The following is a 16,885-nucleotide window of genomic DNA, read 5'->3' as shown; positions in this document are numbered from 1 at the left end:
AACGCTTGTGCCTTACTTTTTGCAAGAACATAAGAATATTCTAGAAGCTTGGGTAAATTCTTTGCCAGAAATCTCCTTACGTTCATTACAGAGGCTTACGGACTTCAGAAACGCTACGAACTCGTCGCCACAGAGGAAATGTCCAATGGTGATTGTTGACGCTGGCGCTACAGGAGGGTGTAGTGATTAAGGTGCTTTTACAGCATGGAGAAACCTCAGAAGCGAGCACCGTTGGTGCCCATTCCAGCGGACAAACTGGAAGACATGATCGAGCAACCAATCCACCTCAGTTGGGCCAATGCTGGCTGTGTGTGGCTCTTGAAAGAAATCCAGGGATCGAGACTGTGCAAAGCTTAAACAACCAAAGTCCCTACAGAATTCCCTCTAAGGGCAAGTAAATTAGGGAAAATGACACAAGGCTTACCCCCCAATCAATTTGTCACAATTTACAAAGCACCCAAAAAGGGTAAAGGTCAAAAGCTACTGGAGGAAGGATTTCAAGCCCTTGATTTTCCCTACAATCCTCCTTATCTGGATGGAAGCTGCTATTTTGCGGGTCCCAATAACAGAAGTATTGCCGAGGAGTTCAACCAAAGCTATCAAGAAGGCATTCTTGAGGTGTCGATTGATCAGGCAACCTACGACCGAGATTTCAAACCACTTGAATATCGCTATGATGAAAAGGACAATTGTGATCGGGTTGAGGTGGTTGTGCCTCAGAGCTTGTTTCCCGTCCTCAACCAATTTCCACGAGTCCTCAAGCCACGGTGAGCGGAATGGATAGTACAAGTTGGGCGCAGATCAAATCAAAGTATCGGTTAGGTCAGTTTGTCCAGGGCGAAGTTGAATTTCATGCGCCCTTCGGAGTTTTCTTAAACATGGATGAATCCTTAGTCAAAGGGTTGATCAAAATCCCTGACTTTTTAGATGAGGGAGAAATGAGTGAGGAAATGTATCCAGAGATCGGCACAACAGTAGGCGCGGTTATCGTCGGATATAACGATAGTAATTGTCGCGAAGTCTATTTAAGTGCAAAGCCCAGTGTGCTGCATAAAGCTCTCGTTCCCTTAAAGATTCCTGTTTTAGCAAGTTAGAACGACTCTCTGCGCGGAGCCAGCTACAAATCGTTGAAGCCGCCGTATCAAGATTATCTGTGAGAACAAAAGACTAATGGTGGCGGCTCAACTTAATCGTTAGTGCTAGCACCAGCATTTCTAGCCAAGCTTCCCACTGCTGCGACACTTCACTATGCGCTTGATCAAGCGTCAGACGTTCCAATTGGTTCAGATCTTTCATCATGCGTCCGATCGATGAGACTGATAAACACTAAGCTGTGCCCGTAATTGGGCAATTTCCTGAGCCATATCGAGCACCATAGCGGCTCCGACTAAATTCAGCCCCAAATCTTGCCGCAACCGCTGAATCTGGGCAATGCGAGTGAGTTCGCGGGCGTGGAGCATTGAGTCGATCGCTTCAATCACGCCTAATTCAACATAAACCTCGACTACCGTCAGCGAAGTCTCGGTGAGGATGGCAGCCGCTTCAAAGGTGTAGAGTGGTTCACCGTCGGTTGAAACCACAGTTTTTGCAAGGCTAAAGGTCATAATTTCATCTCCTCTAAGGGGGCACGCGGATTGAAACTCGCATTTGCCTGAATTTTGGCGTAGCATTCTTGCTCGATCGCGCTCAAGTCCTGCGGTGTCACAATTTGAAGTTTGGCTAATAAGTCGCCGCGTCCCCCTTTGGGCAGCGTCCAGCCTTTGCCGCGCAGTCTGAGCGCTTGACCCGATCGTGTCCCTTTGGGCACTTTCATCGTCACGCTACCATCGGGAGTTGGCACACTAATTTCAGCCCCCAAAACCGCTTCATCGGGGCGAATGGGCACCTCGCAAACAAGGTTGTCACCCTCAAAACGCCAGAAGGCATGGAGCAACACCTCGATCGTGAGATACAAATCACCGCGTTGTTGCGAAAACGGGCTGGGGCGGCCTTTCCCTTTCAGGCGAATGCGACTGCCCGGTTTAGCGCCTGCGGGAATACGAACGTTGATGGTTTCATCATCCCACTGCAAGCGCTTTTGCACACCGTGGAACGCTTCGGAAAAGGAGAGCGCGATCGCGGCTTCGGTGTCGGGTGCAGGAGCCTGCGAGCGAAAACCATCGGTTCCAGTGGTGCGGGTGCGGTGGCGCGATCGACCGTTGATGCCACCCAGCAGATCATTGATAAACGCATCAAAGTCTTCATACTGATCGAAGCCTTGAGTCCCGGCATTGGTGCCTGTGGGTGCTGGCGCTTCACTGTAACCGGGATGGTTCCAATGTTGACCAAATTGGTCATACTTATGTCGCGTTTCGGGATCAGAGAGTACTTCATTCGCGGCGTTCAGGTCTTTGAATTTTGCTTCTGCGTCTTCGTCTCCAGGATTGAGGTCAGGATGATGTTTGCGAGCCAGCTTGCGGTACGCTCGTTTGATTTCTTCGGGAGTGGCGGTTTTGCTGACTCCGAGGACGGCATAGTAGTCTTTGAAGTCTGTTGCAGTGGGCATCACGAACTCTCAACTATAGATGTTTGATCGCCTGTCCTACATTGGCTTTCGCGTGTTTCGGTCGATTGAGTCCTTTTAACAGTTCAAACCACAGCAGACCGATCGCCCCACCCCCCAAACAAAACGCCAGGTCGATCGGATGGAGAAACGAAAAGCTAAACAATTGGCGTAAGAATGGCATGTAAAGTACCAGTGCAAGAAAGACGAGTCCACCCCCAAGCACCCACCAGAGTGCCGCATTGGGGGATTTCAATATGTTGAGGTTGAGACGGGATGATGAGCTTTCGCTCAAAATAAGTCCTAAATTGACCAAAATCAATGTGGTAAAGGTGAGCGCACGGGCATCCAGTTCGCCTTGTCCGCGATATAGACTCACCACAAAAATAGCAAGGACGATCGCCAAAATGCCGCTCCCCTGTAAGACGGCCAAACCCAGCGTTTTCCTGCCAAATAAGGGTTCTTTGGCGTTTCGGGGCGGACGCTGCATGACCAGTGCTTCGGCGGGTTCAGCTTCCAACACGATCGAGCACGCCGGATCAATAATCAAATGGAGAAAGGCAACGTGTACAGGCAGCAACACTAACGGTAACTTAAATAAGACTGGAATTAAAGACATTCCCGCGATCGGAATGTGAATCGCTAGCAGGTAGGACATCGCTTTGCGGAGATTGTCAAAAATGCGTCGTCCGAGTTTCACGGCTTGCACGATCGATGAAAAATCATCATCCAAAAGCACTAGCGCCGCCGACTCACGGGCAACATCCGTCCCTCGCTGACCCATCGCAATGCCAATTTGAGCCGCTTTGAGAGCAGGCGCATCGTTCACGCCATCGCCCGTCATGGCAACGACTTCACCCTGGGCTTTTAAAGCCTGTACCAACCGCAATTTTTGTTCGGGAACGGCTCGCGCAAAGATATTCGTACTTTGAATCCGCTGCTGAAGTTCAGCGTCACTCATTTCATCCAATTCGGCTCCGGTCATGATGGCTCCCATTTGTAACAAGCCGATCTGACGTGCGATCGCTTGAGCCGTACCGGGATAATCACCCGTAATCATGACGACTCGAATCCCAGCGGTATAGCATTCTTGAATCGCTGCCGCCACCGTGGGTCGTACGGGATCAGACAGCCCCACCAGGCCGAGAAATTGAAAGGGAAAGTCATGCTGTTGATCGGGTAAATGCGCTGGATTGAGCGCTGGATGGGGTGGCAAAAAAGGTGGTGGTGCATCCAACGAGGCTTTGGCAACGCCTAACACCCGCAAGCCTTGTGCTGCCATAGCGCTCACTTGTGTGGCCAGGCTGGTTTGCTGCTGGGGTGTGAAATGGCAGAGATCGGCGATCGCTTCGGGTGCGCCTTTGGCAGCAATGGCATATTGCTTGCCATCAGCGGATTGCCACACGTGGGACATTGCCAAGAGATGCGGTGAGAGTGGATATTCTCGCAATAACATCCAATCGTTGTGCAAATGTTCGGTATGGGCAAGATAGCGATTGCCCAATTGCTTAAACGCTTTTTCCATTGGGTCGAATGGATCACGTTGACTGGCGAGTAGACAAAATTCAACTAATTCATGCACCGCTTCGGGGAGCGCTTCTCGTTCATGCAATGCCAAATCGTACGGCTGAGTCTTTTCTGTATCAGGAGGGCATAGCTGTTGCACAGCCATTTGATTCAGCGTCAGCGTCCCGGTTTTATCCACACATAGAACGGTGGCAGCACCCAGAGTTTCCACAGCCGAGGCACGACGCGCCAGGACATGATGCTGCGAAATGCGCCACGCCCCCAACGCTAAGAAAATGGTGACAACAACCGGAAATTCATTGGGCAAAATTGCCATCGCTAAGGTAATGCCAGCCAGCACACCTTTAAGCCAATCGCCTCGCGTGAGTCCATACATCACCACGATCGCCACACAGAGTGCTAACGCAATGCCAAACAAGCGACTCACCAACTGATTCATTTCTCGTTGCAAGGGAGTCGCTTCTGGCTTCACGGTTTGCAACGCCTTGCCAATCTTGCCCATCTCCGTCTGAGCGCCGATCGCACGGACTTGAGCCATACCCTGTCCCTGCACCACTAACGTCCCGGAATACACAAAGGGCAATGCGTCTCCTCCCGGACGCGCCATTTGCACCTTCTCCCCAGAGTCAATCACAGCGGCAACTTTGCGAACGGGTAGCGATTCCCCGGTTAATAACGACTCATCGGTAGAAAGGTTTGAGCAAGACAGAATGATGGCATCCGCAGGCACGCGATCGCCCTCTGCGAGCACTAAGATATCGTCCCGCACGACGTCTCGCCCTGCAATCCGTTGGCGCTCTCCATCCCGAATCACCAGGGCACGAGGACTGGACAGATCGCGCAAGGCTTCCAGAGCGTGTTCAGTCTTGCCTTCCTGGTACAGTCCAATCCCCATAATGAAGACGACAAAACCCAGCAAAATCAACGCTTCCTGGAGGTCACCTAAAACCCAATAGATGACTCCACCGCCCACTAATAAGAGAAAAATCGGATCTTGAACAATGCCCCAGGCGATCGCCAAAAGACTGCGCGATCGAGCCGACTGGAGTTCATTGAAGCCGTCACGCTTGAGCCGAGTGAGTGCGTCTTGCTCGGATAAGCCACTCACTGTATCGAGATTGCTCGGAGAAACCATCAGCTCGTTTTCCTTGTGAAACATTAAACGCAGATCAAGCCAACTTGATGTTAAAGGTCAAATTTGAGGAAGTTGTGAGAGCGATCGCTCTCTGCTTTGAACAACTCTGCTTTGAACAACTCTGTAGTGGTGGAGTTTTCCTCTAGAGGAACCTACCGTACACACACAGGTCTAAACTGACTTCGTTTGAGTCCTCTTCGCCCCTAAATCCCCCAATACTGGGGGACTTGGAACGGGTTCGGTTCCCCCAGCATTGGGGGCTAGGGGGCGGTTCGGTAGCGGTTTAGCTAGATTCGAGTACTTGTGTGTACACCGTAGCTAGAGGAACACAAAGACTTGCGTCCCGACGTGAGACGAACCAATAACGGGTAATTTGTTTTCTGATCTTTCCTTACGATGCAAACTCATAGTTAAGCTCTGTAAACGTTCCTTTGAAATAGAGCCGTATGCCGTCTGGATACTCCCATCCCACTTCACCTTCTAAGGGAATTAGCATGCCATTGCGTACTGCATAGTCCCAGAATCGACCCCTCCAGGGCATCGCAGTTAGTTTGTCACGATAGCGCTCAGCCTGAAACGTCGCGATCGCGCCTTCATCATTAAACTGGAATACAGCAGAGACAGTGATGGCAGCATCGGTCAGAGTGGCGCGAGCAGAGGTTTCATCGTTGGCGTAGCCTTCCCTTTGGGAAATCGCGTCCCAGCGCACGCCCTGACTGGGTAAGAGCGCCGTGGGATACCATGCTGCCTCAGCAAAGAAACGCAATAATTCACCCTGGTTCAATTCAGGCGTACCGCGCATCTTGGCAACGGTGACAAGACCGAATAAGGCTGCATGTAACATGCCTTCTCCTGATATATAGGCATCATGGACAAATGTATTCAGTCCCGGTGCCATCTGGATGCGGGCATCCCAATCAAAACCGGGACGTTGAGTGGTCACAACTTGTGTGGCGGTAAACGGATTCCACTTGGCTTCCGTTTCACTCAGATTGAACTGTCCTTGCTGTGAGAGTTTGACCGCAGCGACGATCGGCTGTCCCTCTGTAAGTACCGTCCGAAAGAAGCGCTGTACGGGAGTTGGCAAGCCTTCAAGCTCTTTGGGGTCGTAGATCTTTGGCTCAATGGGTTGCTGTCCATTGGTTAATTGGGTGCGTAACTGAGCCGTATGCGACTGCCAGCGATCACGACCATAAAGGGCAGCAATTCCAAAGCTGACTACGATTAAAACACCAATGATTGCAATCCATTGAAGCCACATAATATTGATCTCTGTTTGTTAATGCAGAATTTGATAGAGGGTGATGATGATAATGATCGCGAAAATAGTGGTGTAGATTAATTTCGTGTATTTGGCTAACCAACTGGGAAGATAAATATCAAAATTGGCCTTTGTGGAATTTGTGTATTTTCGGGCAAGCAGATTTAAGGGGCAGTGGGATTTGAACGTGAGGAGGATCAGCCCTTCCAGGCAGACAAAGCCATACCCGATCCAGAGCCAGCGATCGAGTTTATGGGCGATCACAGCATACAGCATATAGAAAATCACACCATTGAAGAAGATCCAGATCAAAGTATGAACGACTTTAATCAGCATCAATTTGATGTTACTTTCCACATCACCTCTCTATTGTTAAGGTGTAATTGTCCGAAAAGGCTGCTTGTCTTCCCGACAGATTTGCTGAATAATATTGCGTCCTGACATTGCCACCACTGGCACACTACCACCGGGTTCGACCCACTGACCGATCGCATAGAAATCCCGCAGTTTAGGTAATGTTTTCGGCAATCCTTTTATCGAGAGTGGGAGGGTTTGCTTCGTCAGTAGCCAGCCACAGGTCGATCCTTTCCAGTTTCCAGTGTAACGCTCGTAGCTCAAGGGAGTCGCTACATCGACAAATTCAATATCAGTCTTAATACCAGGATAAAAGTTGTCTAGAAGATCGATGAGAATTTGCGATTCTTGAAGTTCCTCCGCATCGTAGCTCGAACGACCATAAATACGTTGCCAATATTCATAATTAGTCGTCAACATCACGACTAGAACCGATTTTCCTGGTGGTGCTAACGAGGGATCAAAGCAATAGTGCTTGACTCCAATCTCATACCGTTCTTCCCCCGCAATGACTACAGGTTCATTCAGCAGATGCGTCGTCCAATGCGGTTTAGAGGATAGATCTCGATTGACTCCTAGTGATACCTGTAGTTGGGAATGAATGGGTAAGTGTCCATCATAGTAACGCTGCATCTCGCGAGGGACATATTGCCGATCTAGCAACCCAAAGAGCGTATTATGCCCGTCACAGGCTGAAATAATTCGATCGGCAAAGTATTCTTCGTTGTCATATAGTCGCACACCATTCGCTCGATGCTTCTCAATTAAAATCTTTTCTACTTGTGATTCATAGTGGATTTCACCTCCTAATGCCAGATAGCGGTCAGCGATTGTTTGAGCAAATTGCAGCGATCCCCCCAGCGGAAATCCAGCATTTTTAGTATGCATATACGCCAGTAGAGACATGCCTACCATCACTGGAATGCTTTCCCAGCCAAACATCTGAGGAATTGCACGACGAAGGAATGGATCTTGGAAGCGATCGGCAAACTCTGCTGCCGAGAGGTTTCCCCACCGCGACATTGGGCATACAAACGGCAACATTTTTCCCACTAGGCGTCCCCAGTCTCCCAGACTCATTAATGCTTTGGGCTGCTGCTGAAGTAGGGATAGATCGAAATGAGTAAACTTGCGAATCCCCGCGCAGAATTCGCTAATTAACCGCCGATCCTCGTTCCGTTCGTGAAACGTCTGCCTTCGCAGAGAGGCTACGCCAACGACGGGTGATAGTTCTTTTAAATGCTGCTCCAGCCGATCAGGATGACTATAGACAATTAAGGTTTTACCATGCGGTTCGCTTACTCGTAGCAATTCATCGTGATGGACAAATTGTTGCTGCGGCACAACGCCAAGTTCTTCCCAAAGCCGATAGAAAGGTTGTCCCCGCCCAGAGCCAAACAAATAGTGAATACAACCATCAACAATAAATCCCTGTCGTCGCCATGCCGTACACAGTCCACCTGGTCGATCGTGCATTTCAAAGATCTGCGATCGATAACCATTCATCTGAGCATAGCAACCTGCTGCCAGCCCAGAAATCCCTGCCCCAATGATGATAATCGTGTCACTGCAATTACGTTTCATACTGAAGATTTCATGCATTTTTGCTGTACCTCGTTTTGATCCGCACGAACCCTTTCTCGGCGAGAGAGATTCACTTTTCCCAATACAGCAATTAGGACGATCGACACCACACAATTCAAGAGAGCATAGGCCATAGGGGATACCCCAGTTATAAACGCTCCAAATAGGTTTTCCGAAACATGTAACAGTGCCACCAGCAGAATACTGCCTTGGGTACTGTTATAAAGCCAGGTATAAATGAAAGCACTTGCAACGATGCTAATCAACCAAAGTAAAGGCGACTGCGCCATGGCGTTGTTCGTCATAAAGACAAGCGGTAAATGCCACAAACTCCACAACAGTCCCACAATCAGGTTGGCAGATAGGGCATCATATCTTTTTTGCAAGTGTGGGAGCGCAAACCCCCGCCAGCCAATTTCTTCGCCCGTGTTGGAGAGAATCATCACGGAAAGAGCAATCATAAAGAGCAATGGATTACTTGGAATCTCTGCGAGTTCTACGGTCAAGCCCATTAATTTTGTAAGGACTTGCCCCGCCATGAATATAACAATGGGACCCAGCACTGCGACTAGATACCAGACCAACCCAACCCGCCACTTAAGCAAACCCTTGAGCAGATTCTGAACCCCTGTCTTACCTTGCATCACCTGGGACATAATCACAGCCGCAAGGGTGGGACCAATAGAAAATAGGATGCCAAGTAACTGGAAGTAGGGATGATCAAATGGAGCAATACCACGCGAACCGAGGACTACTGGAATCAAGCCAATCCATGAGATGCCAAAAGCTAAGATATAGAACCAAACAACGGGATATTTTTTCATTACAAGTAAACCTGGCTGAGTTCAGCGTCTTTGAAAGGGATATTTTTAAATGCTTTACCCAACACAGAAGAAGCATATTTGATTTGTTTTTTTGGTTGTTCGTGCATCACTTCTACGAGTCTGGCTTACTTCTCTCCAAAGACTATCTTGGCGATCTGTGTACGCATTTCAAACAGATCCATGTCTTGCCGATTGCCCAAGATGATGATGACGGTCTTGTCGTTGAGGTAGCGGGCAATAACACTATGAAAGCCGTTAGTCACCCCTTCATGAAAGACCAATAGGTGATTACCTTCCTTGCCGATACCCCAACCATAGCCATAGCCGGGTCCACCATTGTCAGGCATCGGGACAAAAGGAGTAAACATCATGTCTCGCAAGTTTTTCGGGATCAGTTTGTCGGTGTATAACGCCTGATCCCAACGGTAGAGATCTTCCACGGTGGAGTACAATCCGCCAGCGGCGTAGGGAATAGACATATCAATGAACTCAGCCACGTTTGTCTGATCACGATAGCCAACAGCGAGATCGCCCTTATTGTGGTCGTAGCCCGAATTGACCATCTGTAACGGGACAAAAATATTCTCTCTGAGGAACGCTTCATAGGTCGCGCTAGATGCCCGCTCAATGATGGCACCGAGCACGATATAACCGGAGTTGCTGTAGCTAAACTTTTTCCCCGGCTGGAAGTCTAACGGTTTGTCTTTGAACCGGGCGATCGTTTGGGTGGGAGACGACGGTAATCCTTGGGTGGTTAAGTAATCTGGGAAGCCGACGAAATCTGGGATGCCAGAGGTATGGGTCAAGAGTTGATGAATCGTAATTGCCTGCCATGAGGTCGGACAGTTTGAAAAATACGTGCAGATGCGATCGCGAACATTGAGCTTGCCCTGGGTTTGCAAGATCAGGATCGCCATTGCTGTGAACTGCTTCGTCAGTGAGGCGATCCGAAATTTCGTTTGTGCCGTGTTCACTAGATGCTTTTCGCGGTCTGCCTCGCCATACCCCTTACTAAGAACAACTTCGCCGTTTCGCGCAATCAACACTGACCCGCTAAAGAGTCTCGCTTTGGTCAGCTTGCTCAGGTATGTGTCAGCTTTGAAAATGATGTGCTGATCTGAGGGGAAAGACGAGGTGGTGGTTTCAATCTGAGGTATCTGCGTTAGTGGACTGGCGGCCGTCGCTGATGAGGTTGGCAGTGCTTGGGCAGTGATGATGCCCATTAAAGCAATTGAACTAGTAAGAAAGAGTAATAGACCAGAAAGTTTTAGTTTATTCATGAAAAATCATCTTAATTAACTTGTTGAGAGCCTTGTGAATATCTATATCGAGCTAATGTTTTTGATCCCCACAGAAAGATGACAATAACAGCAGCGATCGCAATGATTGAATAGTGAATATCAGGATAGTCAACCAACGGATTGTGTATTCCATCCCTTGGAAATAAGGGTCTTCCTAAATTCATCAAAGTATGAAATAGGATGCAAGCAAATAAACTTTTGCCAGTATTGTTGTAAATCCAAACAATCAAAACTCTGACAGCAACTGTACCGAGAGTCGCCCAAGCTATCCAAGTTAGATTGTGTCCCTGTTGAATGATTGACGGATAATGCCAAACTGCCCATGGAATTCCGATCAGAATACTTGCCGCTAATGCTCCAAACCGTTCTTGCATCGGCTCAACCGCATAACCCATATAGCCGCTTTCTTCAGCCACACCTCCGAGAAAAAACAAACAAAAAAGCACAGGAATAGAAAGAAAAGAAATGTGAAATTCATTTGGAAGAGATAATCCTAAAACGCGGATTACCGTATATATCAACAAATACATTAGAAACGGCAGAAAAATAATCGGCACATACCATATCTTTTTTGTGATTCTTGAATAATCGAAAATTCGTTTAAACAATTTATAGACACTACTTTTACCTTCCTCTTTATAAATAAGAATACATCCCGCAATTAATGGTATGAAAGCAGTTATAATATCAATTATAGAAAAATTCAATAACGATGTACGTTTTGCATGAATCATTAAATCAATAATCCACAACGGAATCGAAAGACCGAAAACTATTAGAAAGAATTTTAATGGTGAGCGATTTTCTGGTTTGCTTTTATTCATAATGGTTGCTAAATGAAGTTTCTTTTCGTGTCTTGAAAGTATTGCTTAAGACAGAAGGGCTATATGTGTCAGCCTTGGAAATGATGCCCTGAGCCAGAACCTTATTCACCATCACATCCATGAATTTGGCTGACTCATTCATCCAAAGACCATGACCTGAATGTTCAAACCAAATCAATTCTTTATGTGGCGCAGTCAGGAGATTAAAATACTCTTCGGTCAGCTTCGGCGATGTGGTGCCATCGTGGCGACCCATCAGAAAGTAGACGGGCACTTTGAGGCGCGTTGCTTGCTTGCGAAAATCCACATCCCACAATTGTGGAAAGACAACGCCTACCGTTTCCAGTTCTCCTCGGGATAAAAATAAATTCACCTTGTCGACCAATCCATACTCTGAGCTTGTAATATGTTCAAACACTATGTTGAACTTCGGTTTGGCGATCGCAAGATTCTGTTGATCATTCCTATACCTATTCAGATCATTGAGGTAGTTCAGCATCTTGGGCATGACATCGTTGCCGTAATAGGGCGGCGGGCCTTGCTGCTTGAGTTTTGCCACTTGCTGCATGTCTCCGCGTTCCTGTGCCAAACGCAGCGCCAAATCATACTTGATCAGCTCGTTCTCTAGAAACGCCACCTCCTGACCCGTACCAATAAACGCATGAAACAAGTCTGGGTAACGTTGTACCACCATAATGCCCAAGGCACTGCCCCACGACTGTCCTGACAGATAGACTTTTTCTTTGCCAAAGCGTTGGCGCAGGTGCAAGACCAATTCGTGGGCATCGGTGATGTAGCGATCGGGGGTCAATTTGGCATGGTCGATCGCATCGAAGGATTTTCCTGCTCCTGGTTGATCCCAGTTGACGACAACAAAGTGATCTTCCAACCCAGCGAGGGCGCGCTGCTCAAGTACGAGGTAGCTACCACCGGGACCGCCCGCTAGAAAGAGCAGCACTGGATTGCGCGAATCCTTGCCGCGAATCGTGATCCATTCTTCAGCACCGCCGAGCTTCACTTTTTCCAATACAGCAATGCTGTTGGGCATGGGTTTGCCGTTTGCATCGAGAATAGGAGGGGTGGACGCGAAGAGTTGCGAGGCGAAAATGGCGAGGAGGGCGATCGTCATAAACCCTGCAAGCTCGGCAAGAACGACACGCACGGTAAAGCCAAGCCGAAACACCGCCACCCACAGGGCAGCCTCTGACATTACAAATAGAATTAGGATAGCAGCGGGAATGGTGGTGCTAATGGGCAGCAATGCGACAGGCAGCATTGTTAGAACAATCAAGATGAACACTAGAATTCGCAGCAATGTGCTGGCGTAGACTCTCTGGAGAATCGTCTTTATAATTGGCAGCTTGGATAGCCGATTTAGCTTGTGTTTATGAATGATGTTGCTCATGATAATTCCGCATCATTTCCGTATAAACCAATCAACGGGGCGGCGTAGTGACACTGGCGGCGGATAGTTTTTCACATAACCTGTACGCAAGATAAATTGAATGTTTTCGCTGATCCCAATGGATTGATTCAGCATTCGCTGCGTAGAAGTTTCTTCCAATATCTGCGTCATTGGATGAATGGCGATGCCCTTTTCTCGCACTTTTAGGAAAAGCCGTTGCATTCGTTTACCAGTTTCCAGCAGCATCGCCACCGAATTGCCCTGGCTGGTAATCAGAATCCAGCCTGCTGATGCCGACACTTCCTTTTTGATCTGATCAATACCGCGCGACCTGAAATCAGGTTTCATCACATCATTTTTGCCGTAAAAATTCCGCACTACCCAGCCGGAAGTCCCTTCTATTTCCATACTTCCTGTGGTCAGTCCATCCCGATATTGATCAGCATCCTTGCTGGAGAATCTGATCCAGTCGGCTAATTCTTGCTGTGCCGGATCGCGATCGGCTTGCAGTCGGTTGGCTTCGATCGTTTGTTCGTTGATAAATTGACTCTCTTTGCTAGTAGCAGGCAGATAGTGAATAAATTCCAGTTCTGCATTGACCAAATATTTGACATCTTCTGGTTTCAGCACATCACTTAAGAAACCAGAACGAACCGTCCGGCGGGCTTTAATCTTTGCAGTATCGAAAGCATTTTTCGACTTTTCCTTGATCAGTTTGACTTCCATCACCCGATCGTCTTGATTGGTTGTAGCGAGTAAATTCCAATCGCAGACGTAGCCAAACGCACCCGCAGCATATTCCAGGTTTTGCATAAAAGCACCGATCGATAACATCGTTTCTCTCTGAGTCGGATCAACCGCAGGGAGCCACTTTGTTTTGTCGTTGCCGATGATCCAGTGATAAGGTTCGAGATATTGGACAAACCACGGCTGCGTATTGTGACCGCTCGGCGCAAGCGAGGCGAGAACCAAAATCTCTTTTTCGTCGGGCTTGAGAATTGCGTTGTTGTTATCGATCGGTTTAATATCCGCCCTTGAAAGATTACTTTTATCGCTTAATAAATACGCTGTTGCCCCAGTTGCAATAGTCGTCCCAACCGCAATGCCGATAAATTTTTTTCTTTTCATAATACGTTTAGGTTGAAAGGGTGAGTTGTTGTCTACTGAAGCATTTGATCTCACTCCTAATCTCTGGAAAATCCGGATTCTGAGTATCACGATGATGAGTTAGGCATTCAATTTGGCAGGCATGGTTGCGAGCCTACTGCCTAGTTGCGCGATCGCTGCCTGTTGTAATTCATCTTTCAAATTGTCGTTCTCATCGAATGCCTGATAAGCTGACTTCTGCACCTTCAGCTTTGGCTCCTGCGATCGCAATTTTCACTAGCTTTTTATTAAAGGAATCTTTGCAGGCACTCCCGGCAAAGGCAAGAATTTTAGCAGCAGTCATGCATTTCTCCTTTTCGGTGTTCATATATTCTCAATTACTCGATCAACGCGAAAGGTCTCGACTTTCAGTGTTTTGGCACCACAGCGACTAATTACCGCAGCGATCGCCGCTGTAGCTTCGTCATTGCCAGATGACCGAAATTTACTCCAGTCTTCTTTTGAGTGCCATTGACCGTAGTTAATCACCCGCCGCCCGTCCTCACTCGCATGGAAACTTGCTGAAACGAACCCAATATCGCTCTTGATGTGTTGTTCGATCAGATCGCAAATTGCATCAATCAATTCTTGCTGGTACTGTGAATCGACTCCCCATTCGACAAGCACGGTGAAACGCTTGTTTTTGGCAATTGTTGGTATCTTATTTCTCCTGATGATGGAAAAAGGTCGTTCATAAATGCCTAGTTTCGGCTGGGGTTGATTGCCAGGTGTCGTTGCGGCCATCTGAATATTTTATCGGTGCGTTGATTAGTTCTTCTGGACTGACGTTATCGAGGCACGCTAGATTGACACCAATGTAGTCACCACCAATAACCTCTAAATATCCCCGCTCAAACGATCGCACACCACAATGTTTACAGAAGAGTTTGTGAATGCTTTTTGTCCCAAATTGATAGTCGGTTAGCTCAGATTCTCCAGCAAGAAGACGAAAAGCATTCGGTTTCACAATTGCCCCCCACGATCTGGTCTTGGTACAGATTGAACAATTGCATTTACCTGTGCCTTCACTCAGATCGATGTCCGCTTCAAAAACAACTTTGCCACAGTGGCAGCTACCTTTGTATGTCTTGTTCATAAGTTAATTTCCATTTTGGTTAGTTGGGTTGCGATCGCCGCATCTGTTAAACGATCGCCAACAGGCAACATCAAGTTTAACGAGCAACATTTTGTCCGTTTATTTAATCTTGGTCATTATCGCGTCGTAACCCTTTTTCACTCCATCTTCTGTCCAGTTCCAGCTTCCCGTGTATGTGTTGCCGTTGTCGCTAAACTTGGCGATAAACTGTCCCTTGGCGCGCGGCATATTAATTGAAACCGTTAGCGTGTCATCGTGTAATTCGTATGTATATTCGAGAATCTTGCCCGAACCATCGAAGTAGTGGGATTTCAGAGACTTGCTTTCCTCATCAAATCCGATAATTTCGATCCCTTTAGAATCGCCAAAATCAACGTACTGCAAAAGGAAATTGCCGCCTTCCATTCACTCGAATGTCGTCGCTCCGTCTATTGCTTCTGAACCACTCGGATCGGTTGCTTTCCATTTACCAACCAATCTTTCTAAACTCTTCAACGAAGGGTTTGGTGTGGATAACTCTTTAGATTGCGTGTCGGTTTCCAGCGATTTGGTTTTCGTTTTGATTGTTTTTTGTGTCATTTTCTATCTCCGATTTTTTGATTACGGCATTTGATTCAAGCAGAGCGTCCATCGAACTGTTTTACGGGAACGGACGACAGATCGAAGTCTTCAAGGCATCGGATATTGACCGCAGCCATTGCATTGCCGCTTGGATCGCTGCCTTCCCCATAGGGATGGATGCCGCAGTTTGAACAGAACCGATGCTTGATAACGTGCTTGTTGAATAGATACGTGCTTGCATCCTGCTCTGGCGTGAGTAAACGCAGCTTGTCCCGTGGAACGAACCAGAGAAGCGAACCTTTGCGTGAGCAGATTGAACAGTTGCAGGACATTGCTTCGGTGACTTCACCTTCGACTTCAAAGGCAACCTTGCCACAATGACAGCTTCCTTTATATTTCATGTGCTTTCTCCTTAATTAAAAAATGCTTGTTTCCGATGCGTTACTAGGCTAATTTTTGCGGACGTGTAAAACTCAACTGAGGATAAAAATCTGAGCGTCTTTCGGAAGTGAGATCGAGCATATTCCAGAGCGAGTCGAGGGAATCGTTATGGCGATCGCCGTCTATCAACTATTTCAGATATGTGTTGAACACAATCCCGCAGTTGTAGGATTGCGAACGGTTTAGTTTCAAACTCAAACTTTTATCTTCCAATTTGCCGAATAACGTCATTCCACGACCGATCGCCGTTGGGATGATGAAAAAATTGTATTCGTCAATCAGATTTTCCTTAATCAAAGACGACACAAAGTCCGCGCCGCCATAGACGAGAATATCTTTACCTGTCTGATTTTTGAGGCGATTCACTTCTTCTCCAATATCGCCTTTTGCCAGCACCGTATTTGCCCAAGGAGATTCGTCGAGTGTTTTTGTAAAAACAACTTTTGGGGTATCAACCATTTTTTTGGCGAACTCATATTCAGAGCTTTCAGGATTTTCCACTGCTTTTATCCAGTAGTTGACGAATTCATCGGTCATTTTTCTGCCCATTACGATAATGTCAGATGAATCAATTAATTCGTTTACGCAGTTATTCACCTCATCGTCCCAATCTTCCAACTTCATCCAGTCCAATTCACCATTTGGTCTTGCCACAAAACTGTCAACGGTTATGTTCATTTGCAATTTTAATTTTCTCATTTCAATTCTCCTAGGTTTAAGTGAATGTTTTGATTACAGCCCTTCCCTTTATTACTAAGTACAACGACAGCATTTGGCAAACCAGTTCTTCAAGAATCTAAAGTCAATTGAACCGTACTGGCTATTCTAGGGAAGGGCTGTAAGTGTGCTGCGATCGCCGCATCCGTTGAGCGATAGCCGCCCAT

General features: G+C 47.4%; 22 protein-coding genes. 3 read left to right on the top strand and 19 right to left on the bottom strand.

Translation table 11 applies throughout. The features are described from left to right. Positions 1-204: 204 nt before the first annotated feature. Genes C7B82_RS33280 through C7B82_RS20430 form a run of 3 tightly spaced genes read left to right on the top strand, consistent with a single transcriptional unit; the run spans position 205 to position 1,094 of the window. Positions 205-357, top strand: coding sequence for a hypothetical protein (locus C7B82_RS33280; protein WP_219904612.1), 153 nt, complete (start codon positions 205-207; stop codon positions 355-357). 51 nt (positions 358-408) lie between these two features. Then, entirely contained in the window at positions 409-771 is a 363-nt protein-coding gene (locus tag C7B82_RS20435) for a hypothetical protein (protein ID WP_106258132.1), read from the top strand. Between the two features lie 5 nt (positions 772-776). Beyond that, entirely contained in the window at positions 777-1,094 is a 318-nt protein-coding gene (locus C7B82_RS20430) for an RNA-binding protein (RefSeq protein ID WP_106258130.1), read from the top strand. Between the two features lie 73 nt (positions 1,095-1,167). Here C7B82_RS20430 and C7B82_RS34370 read toward each other — a convergent pair whose 3' ends face one another. The 19 genes from C7B82_RS34370 to C7B82_RS20340 form a co-directional block, all read right to left on the bottom strand. After that, positions 1,168-1,296 (bottom strand): hypothetical protein, encoded by a 129-nt coding sequence (locus C7B82_RS34370; RefSeq protein WP_281259020.1) that lies wholly within the window; start codon positions 1,294-1,296, stop codon positions 1,168-1,170. Then, positions 1,296-1,604, bottom strand: coding sequence for a chaperone modulator CbpM (locus C7B82_RS20425; protein ID WP_106258129.1), 309 nt, complete (start codon positions 1,602-1,604; stop codon positions 1,296-1,298). The genes C7B82_RS34370 and C7B82_RS20425 overlap by 1 nt, the downstream gene beginning before the upstream one ends. Next, on the bottom strand, positions 1,601-2,545 hold the full coding sequence (locus C7B82_RS20420; protein ID WP_106258127.1) for a DnaJ C-terminal domain-containing protein: 945 nt from the start codon (positions 2,543-2,545) through the stop codon (positions 1,601-1,603). The genes C7B82_RS20425 and C7B82_RS20420 overlap by 4 nt, the downstream gene beginning before the upstream one ends. 13 nt (positions 2,546-2,558) lie before the next feature. Then, the gene (locus C7B82_RS20415; protein WP_106258143.1) at positions 2,559-5,204 is read right to left on the bottom strand and encodes a cation-translocating P-type ATPase; all 2,646 of its coding nucleotides are present in this window, start codon (positions 5,202-5,204) and stop codon (positions 2,559-2,561) included. A 391-nt stretch (positions 5,205-5,595) separates the two neighbouring features. Continuing rightward, positions 5,596-6,465: a DUF6920 family protein gene (locus C7B82_RS20410; protein ID WP_106258125.1), complete on the bottom strand. Its 870-nt coding sequence runs from the start codon at positions 6,463-6,465 to the stop codon at positions 5,596-5,598. 18 nt (positions 6,466-6,483) lie between these two features. Beyond that, complete coding sequence (locus C7B82_RS20405; RefSeq protein WP_106258123.1) at positions 6,484-6,822, bottom strand: hypothetical protein; 339 nt, start codon at positions 6,820-6,822, stop codon at positions 6,484-6,486. A 15-nt stretch (positions 6,823-6,837) separates the two neighbouring features. Further along, positions 6,838-8,403, bottom strand: a complete 1,566-nt coding sequence (locus tag C7B82_RS20400) for a phytoene desaturase family protein (protein ID WP_106258121.1) — start codon at positions 8,401-8,403, stop codon at positions 6,838-6,840. After that, the gene (locus C7B82_RS20395; RefSeq protein WP_106258119.1) at positions 8,400-9,227 is read right to left on the bottom strand and encodes a type II CAAX endopeptidase family protein; all 828 of its coding nucleotides are present in this window, start codon (positions 9,225-9,227) and stop codon (positions 8,400-8,402) included. The genes C7B82_RS20400 and C7B82_RS20395 overlap by 4 nt, the downstream gene beginning before the upstream one ends. Before the next feature lie 125 nt (positions 9,228-9,352). Then, entirely contained in the window at positions 9,353-10,507 is a 1,155-nt protein-coding gene (locus C7B82_RS20390) for a serine hydrolase domain-containing protein (RefSeq protein ID WP_106258117.1), read from the bottom strand. An 11-nt stretch (positions 10,508-10,518) separates the two neighbouring features. Beyond that, positions 10,519-11,352 (bottom strand): CPBP family intramembrane glutamic endopeptidase, encoded by an 834-nt coding sequence (locus C7B82_RS20385; RefSeq protein WP_106258115.1) that lies wholly within the window; start codon positions 11,350-11,352, stop codon positions 10,519-10,521. Further along, complete coding sequence (locus tag C7B82_RS20380; protein ID WP_106258114.1) at positions 11,345-12,757, bottom strand: alpha/beta fold hydrolase; 1,413 nt, start codon at positions 12,755-12,757, stop codon at positions 11,345-11,347. The genes C7B82_RS20385 and C7B82_RS20380 overlap by 8 nt, the downstream gene beginning before the upstream one ends. 12 nt (positions 12,758-12,769) lie before the next feature. After that, positions 12,770-13,885, bottom strand: coding sequence for an Acg family FMN-binding oxidoreductase (locus C7B82_RS20375; RefSeq protein ID WP_106258112.1), 1,116 nt, complete (start codon positions 13,883-13,885; stop codon positions 12,770-12,772). A 190-nt stretch (positions 13,886-14,075) separates the two neighbouring features. Further along, on the bottom strand, positions 14,076-14,207 hold the full coding sequence (locus tag C7B82_RS20365) for an NAD(P)H-dependent oxidoreductase (protein WP_245940015.1): 132 nt from the start codon (positions 14,205-14,207) through the stop codon (positions 14,076-14,078). Positions 14,208-14,227: 20 nt separating this feature from the next. Further along, entirely contained in the window at positions 14,228-14,530 is a 303-nt protein-coding gene (locus tag C7B82_RS20360) for an antibiotic biosynthesis monooxygenase (protein ID WP_219904611.1), read from the bottom strand. Positions 14,531-14,594: 64 nt separating this feature from the next. Then, on the bottom strand, positions 14,595-14,999 hold the full coding sequence (locus C7B82_RS20355) for a GFA family protein (protein WP_106258110.1): 405 nt from the start codon (positions 14,997-14,999) through the stop codon (positions 14,595-14,597). Between the two features lie 99 nt (positions 15,000-15,098). Then, a complete protein-coding gene (locus tag C7B82_RS20350) occupies positions 15,099-15,404 on the bottom strand; it encodes a hypothetical protein (protein WP_106258108.1) in 306 nt (101 codons plus the stop codon). Beyond that, entirely contained in the window at positions 15,405-15,578 is a 174-nt protein-coding gene (locus C7B82_RS32545) for a hypothetical protein (RefSeq protein WP_181357585.1), read from the bottom strand. It abuts the gene before it with no gap. 35 nt (positions 15,579-15,613) lie between these two features. Beyond that, a complete protein-coding gene (locus C7B82_RS20345) occupies positions 15,614-15,961 on the bottom strand; it encodes a GFA family protein (RefSeq protein WP_106258107.1) in 348 nt (115 codons plus the stop codon). A 169-nt stretch (positions 15,962-16,130) separates the two neighbouring features. After that, positions 16,131-16,700 (bottom strand): dihydrofolate reductase family protein, encoded by a 570-nt coding sequence (locus tag C7B82_RS20340; protein ID WP_106258105.1) that lies wholly within the window; start codon positions 16,698-16,700, stop codon positions 16,131-16,133. Between the last annotated feature and the right edge of the window lie 185 nt (positions 16,701-16,885).

The organism is Stenomitos frigidus ULC18 (genome assembly GCF_003003795.1).
In the GTDB taxonomy this organism is placed as follows: domain Bacteria; phylum Cyanobacteriota; class Cyanobacteriia; order Leptolyngbyales; family Leptolyngbyaceae; genus Stenomitos; species Stenomitos frigidus_A.
Note: the sequence above shows the minus strand (reverse complement) of the source record. Positions and strands in the feature narration are given on the sequence as shown.

Excerpts from the sequence above, each read along its gene's own strand:
- C7B82_RS20415 (WP_106258143.1), bottom strand. The coding sequence starts at position 5,204 with ATGGTTTCTCCGAGCAATCTCGATACAGTGAGTGGCTTATCCGAGCAA.
- C7B82_RS20435 (WP_106258132.1), top strand. The coding sequence starts at position 409 with ATGACACAAGGCTTACCCCCCAATCAATTTGTCACAATTTACAAAGCA.
- C7B82_RS20340 (WP_106258105.1), bottom strand. The coding sequence starts at position 16,700 with ATGAGAAAATTAAAATTGCAAATGAACATAACCGTTGACAGTTTTGTG.
- C7B82_RS20355 (WP_106258110.1), bottom strand. The coding sequence starts at position 14,999 with ATGAACAAGACATACAAAGGTAGCTGCCACTGTGGCAAAGTTGTTTTT.
- C7B82_RS20380 (WP_106258114.1), bottom strand. The coding sequence starts at position 12,757 with ATGAGCAACATCATTCATAAACACAAGCTAAATCGGCTATCCAAGCTG.
- C7B82_RS20425 (WP_106258129.1), bottom strand. The coding sequence starts at position 1,604 with ATGACCTTTAGCCTTGCAAAAACTGTGGTTTCAACCGACGGTGAACCA.
- C7B82_RS20375 (WP_106258112.1), bottom strand. The coding sequence starts at position 13,885 with ATGAAAAGAAAAAAATTTATCGGCATTGCGGTTGGGACGACTATTGCA.
- C7B82_RS20400 (WP_106258121.1), bottom strand. The coding sequence starts at position 8,403 with ATGAAACGTAATTGCAGTGACACGATTATCATCATTGGGGCAGGGATT.
- C7B82_RS20410 (WP_106258125.1), bottom strand. The coding sequence starts at position 6,465 with ATGTGGCTTCAATGGATTGCAATCATTGGTGTTTTAATCGTAGTCAGC.
- C7B82_RS20395 (WP_106258119.1), bottom strand. The coding sequence starts at position 9,227 with ATGAAAAAATATCCCGTTGTTTGGTTCTATATCTTAGCTTTTGGCATC.
- C7B82_RS33280 (WP_219904612.1), top strand. The coding sequence starts at position 205 with ATGGAGAAACCTCAGAAGCGAGCACCGTTGGTGCCCATTCCAGCGGAC.
- C7B82_RS34370 (WP_281259020.1), bottom strand. The coding sequence starts at position 1,296 with ATGAAAGATCTGAACCAATTGGAACGTCTGACGCTTGATCAAGCGCAT.
- C7B82_RS32545 (WP_181357585.1), bottom strand. The coding sequence starts at position 15,578 with ATGACACAAAAAACAATCAAAACGAAAACCAAATCGCTGGAAACCGAC.
- C7B82_RS20365 (WP_245940015.1), bottom strand. The coding sequence starts at position 14,207 with ATGACTGCTGCTAAAATTCTTGCCTTTGCCGGGAGTGCCTGCAAAGAT.
- C7B82_RS20350 (WP_106258108.1), bottom strand. The coding sequence starts at position 15,404 with ATGGAAGGCGGCAATTTCCTTTTGCAGTACGTTGATTTTGGCGATTCT.
- C7B82_RS20345 (WP_106258107.1), bottom strand. The coding sequence starts at position 15,961 with ATGAAATATAAAGGAAGCTGTCATTGTGGCAAGGTTGCCTTTGAAGTC.
- C7B82_RS20385 (WP_106258115.1), bottom strand. The coding sequence starts at position 11,352 with ATGAATAAAAGCAAACCAGAAAATCGCTCACCATTAAAATTCTTTCTA.
- C7B82_RS20430 (WP_106258130.1), top strand. The coding sequence starts at position 777 with ATGGATAGTACAAGTTGGGCGCAGATCAAATCAAAGTATCGGTTAGGT.
- C7B82_RS20420 (WP_106258127.1), bottom strand. The coding sequence starts at position 2,545 with ATGCCCACTGCAACAGACTTCAAAGACTACTATGCCGTCCTCGGAGTC.
- C7B82_RS20390 (WP_106258117.1), bottom strand. The coding sequence starts at position 10,507 with ATGAATAAACTAAAACTTTCTGGTCTATTACTCTTTCTTACTAGTTCA.